The organism is Rhizobacter sp. Root1238 (assembly GCF_001425825.1).
Lineage (GTDB): Bacteria > Pseudomonadota > Gammaproteobacteria > Burkholderiales > Burkholderiaceae_C > Rhizobacter.
In genome coordinates this window covers 1-4,253 of record NZ_LMDM01000042.1, presented here as the reverse complement: position 1 = coordinate 4,253, position 4,253 = coordinate 1, and the positions used below count along the sequence as shown (strand labels likewise).

At 56.6% G+C, this 4,253-nt stretch carries 4 protein-coding genes; all 4 read right to left on the bottom strand.

Annotated features, from left to right (window positions below; translation table 11 throughout):
* Positions 1–241 precede the first annotated feature (241 nt).
* Positions 242–622 (bottom strand): hypothetical protein, encoded by a 381-nt coding sequence (locus tag ASC98_RS23045; protein ID WP_157598087.1) that lies wholly within the window; start codon positions 620–622, stop codon positions 242–244.
* A 717-nt stretch (positions 623–1,339) separates the two neighbouring features.
* Complete coding sequence (locus ASC98_RS23040) at positions 1,340–1,822, bottom strand: sel1 repeat family protein (protein WP_056820504.1); 483 nt, start codon at positions 1,820–1,822, stop codon at positions 1,340–1,342.
* 454 nt (positions 1,823–2,276) lie between these two features.
* On the bottom strand, positions 2,277–2,852 hold the full coding sequence (locus tag ASC98_RS30780) for a hypothetical protein (RefSeq protein WP_157598086.1): 576 nt from the start codon (positions 2,850–2,852) through the stop codon (positions 2,277–2,279).
* The coding region (locus tag ASC98_RS29790) for an RHS repeat domain-containing protein (protein ID WP_304440634.1) at positions 2,789–4,253 on the bottom strand (1,465 nt) is incomplete at its 5' end. The genes ASC98_RS30780 and ASC98_RS29790, both read right to left, overlap by 64 nt.

Genomic DNA, 4,253 nt, shown 5'->3' with positions numbered 1-4,253 from the left:
GGCTCGCAAAGCTCGTCTGTTTCATGCCGCCATCCTCGCCGTCCGCAGCTCATTCGGCCATCGAGATCTGCCCGAATAAATCAGTGGTTCCCTAGAGGCCGCCCTCCTATCAGGGCATCGCCATCATCACCGCTCGTCAAGCCGTCGAGCGGCTTGAGGCTCTGACCTGACCATGAGGTCGTAGATTGCGACCTCATCACCATCAAACGGCAACACAAGGCATGACTCTCAGGGCTCATTCTCATCGAGGAATCGTTCCTAACGGATCGGAGTGATGCATGACTGTCAGCCCGTACTGAAGCTGAAGTACAGCCCCATCTGTATCCACAAATCCGGGAACAGCTCTGAACAGGTTGGCAATAGATTCGGACAACACGATTTCTACGTTCTTAGTCGCGGATTCGAACATTCCAATCTCGGCATAGAACTCGCTGGGCAATTGGATTTCGTGGAACTCATCATCGGGCGATTGCGCCAACATGAGCAGGCGCTCTCCCAATAGCTTCAACATGGCACGGTTGGCGAACAGCGTGACACCAACCTCTGAGACATGAAGCGCAGCACGAACGCTCTGTACGTCACTACCGCCAAACACAGGTGGGGTTATCGAACTGCATTCCATTTCGCATCTCCGTTTCGCAAGCCGAATCTCCTGATTCGATGAGCAGAACCCTGTTCTACCTCGTGGCCAAGGCGGCGGCTGAAGGCTGCAAGTGCATGGCAGGGAGCGAATGGTTCGCTTCATGTAGCGATGCACTTGCCTCATCGTCCCCATCTTGCGGTCGAGACCATTAACTCAAGTTGGCGCTTCACAGCCTCTCGCGGCTCCTTTGACATCAAGCTCAGGAAGGCGATTCCGCGCTCTGAGCAAATCACACTTGAAGCTATTTGCGTAGCACCATCCTGCTCACCGACGCTACCCGACGCGCCGAACTCCATGCTCCCGTCTGAACGTTGTCGCTCTGTGAACTCGAAGCGACCTGCGTCCGCAGCGAAGTAGAAGAAGTTCGCGCGAATCTTATCGGCCTCACATGGCGTAGCACACCGGGACTCTGTTCGTTCGCAGGCCTGCACATTGAGCACGGGTAGCGCCATATCGTCCTTTGGGCTTGCGGAAAAGCTGTCTGGACTCTCATTCTTGACATGCCACCTATAAGGAACATCAATGACAAGCTTTCCCACTGCGGCCTGCGCCGCGCAAGCCGCCAAGTTCCAGCTTAGCCCAGACAACAACAAGGTGCTCATCACTCTCATGTAGGAACTCCTCGACATACTTTGCGGAGGCATAGCGTCAATTCGGGACACTGGCCGGATAGCTGCCCAGCGAGCCTGTGAAGAGTCAGCGAAGCCCCTGCTTCGACAGCATCCCTTCTAGGGCCTCACACGCGCCATCTACGCCAACATCACAAGCCTGTTTGACAAGCTCAAGCCCACGATATGCGTCCGGCAAAACGCCGTTCGTTCCATAGAAGAGATCCAATCCATAGCTCAACTTCGCTTCGGCCTTACCTGCGTTCGCCGCCAGCCGAAAATAGCAGAAAGCCAACTCTGAACTCCTGACCGCTTGGTCACCGCAGTCATGCATCACTGCCAACGAATACAGTGCCTCGGGATGAGCCAGTCGCGCTGCTTGGTGCAAGTACCAGAATCGACGGACCTCGAACTGCTCATCGCTTTCGTTCGGCAATCCGAAGCACGCATACAAGTACAGCGCCTCAGGAACTTCCCGCTTCAACAATGGCCGCAGAGCGACCTCCGCCGCTTCGTAGTGCTCGCTCTCAACCGCCTGCCTTGCCTGCGCCATCGCCTCTTTATCAGTCATGCTTCAACCTCCGTGAGGAATGATGGGAACGCCCTTCGGGTCCCGGCACCGACACTGAACGTGATGTGTCGACTTCGCGCCCAGAACGTCTTTTGCCTGCTTTTCAGCACCCCGCTTGGCTGATTGCAGATCGTCGCCTTCACCGTAACCGAACGCCACGTCCTTGTTGTCGTTGGTGACGTTGTCGGGGCACCGTCCGTCTCTGTTCGCTCTGCCGTCGACAGGAGCCGACCAGCCGCTGCGTCCAGATGTCTGGACCGGTCGTGAAGGGACCGATCGCTCGGGCTGCCCGGCTCCCGGGAGCGTCGTCGACAGCGCACTCCCCTCAACGGATTTGCAATCCGCCCCAATCTATTGAAATCAGTAACTTACAATGGCGCCGCGCAATATGCTGCTTGACCTTGGTTCAGGTTGGTATTGCACTGCGCGGTTTGCCATCAGCTTTTTTCTTCTGCTACTGGTGTCGACGGCGGATTTCAGACCGTAGGTCTGACAGCGTCAGCATCGGCGTCTGCCCATTGTGCGGGACCGGCAACGATATGTTGGGACTTGAGGCTTCCAGCTTAAGCACAAGGCCCCACGCCTCCCCATATGCATGGATATTCATCTTTGCAAATGCCAACATTAGCAATGCGGCATTGTCGAACGCATGATTGCCTGTTCGGCCACCAGCCTCCAAGACAGATTCAAGCCACTCACACGCCAGCGCATACTCATTAATGAATAAAGCACTATTTGCCGCCAGGAAGAAGTCTTTAACTTCATTCGCACCCCAGCTAATAAGCAGCTTGTAGTCATCGAATGATGACTGCCCAGAACCCGCCAAAAAATGAATTGACGCACGCAGACGAAGCACATCTGGATTGTCGCCCGAAGATAGCATATCTTCGCAGCCAGCCAAAGCTCGCTCATAGTCACGACTGTCCCGGGCCTTCTTAATATCACTAATATTCAAATTAAACTCCACTAAAAATAACGGCGCTTTGGCTTCTTCGGCGGATATCCGTTCTCTTTGGGCGATCCTCCACATTCTTCTGGTATACAACCAACAACGCATGCATCGAAGCCCCCATGTGCAATGTTGTCACGCTGACCTGTTCCATCTGCCAACGCCTCGGCACATGTTTGAATGCAGGCACGCCTTTCGGCCTCGCAGTCGGGTTGTTGTGGACATAGCTTGTAGTTGACATATCCTATGGCCAAGCATAGCAAAGGGTTTGCTTGGCAAAGGGCCCCAACAGGATCCGAGTTCGGCAGAGGAACTGTGGGCGATACTGATGGTGGCGGGGATACTGGAAGATCAAACGGATCCCCTGCCGGCCAATCTGGCACATTTACGCACTGAAATCCTAGCGCCCCGCCTATCACCTTGCAGTCCCATCGCAAACCCTTCGAATCAGTGGCATTGACTGGCGTTCCACCGACGTAAGAATATGTAGAACGGCCGCCGCCCGCCAAACCCATCGGATCACTTTGCCTGTAAGCCCCTCCCTCGGGTGCATAGTAGCGAAAATAATTGTAAAACAGACCGCTCTCCACGTCCGCATACTGCCCGGGGAAGCGCAGGTTCTGCGTGTAGGCTCCGAGTCCGCTCGGGTTGACTTCCGGAGCGGTCGTGCCGAACGGTTCGGCGAACCATCTCCAGCGGGTTGCGTTGTTCATGTCAACAACGAGTCGCGATGCGTTCAGGTGATCGGCATGGACGTAGAACGCCTGCGGCGCACCACTCGGTTTCGACGGATCCGGCATGAACATCGCGACAGGGGTTTCGTCGAGCCAGATGTATTCGCGCAGGGCTGCGCCGTTCTGGTCGTACTCGCCGAGCAGTTCGCCATTGAGTCCGTACACGAAGATGACCGTGCTGCCTGCTCCGGCACTCGTCACCTTGCGAATGCGCCGCTTGCTCGCGTCGTAGGTGTAGGTGCCGGTGACACCGGCCTTCGTGATACTCGCGAGCGATCCACTCAGGCCGTAGGTCGCCGTGTAGTTCGTGCTGTCGCTGGTGGTGTTGCCCGCGTTGTCGTAGCCGAAGCTGCGCGCAGGGTTCGTGATGCTTGTCAGCCGGTTGCTCGTCGCCGAGGTCGTGTACACGCTCGGGCTGCCGTTCAGGCTCACGCCGGTGCGGTTGCCGTTAGCGTCGTACGTGATAGACCAGCTGCTCGCCACCGTCGTCACCTGCGTGAGCCGGCCGTTCTCGTCGTAGTTGAAATTCTGGTCCAGCGACGGCTGCGCGATGCCGTCGTTGGCCGACAGGTGCGTGTAGCTGATGATCCTGTTGGCCGCGTCGTAGGTCACATCGGGGGCTGTCAGGATTTCTGTGTGCGAGGCGGTTGAGCTGAATTGGCTATTGGCCGACTCGCTTATCGACTGCCGTGCGCCGGCAGTGTGAATCGCTCCTCGTAGACCACAGCGAATTGGTTCATCGCGGGGC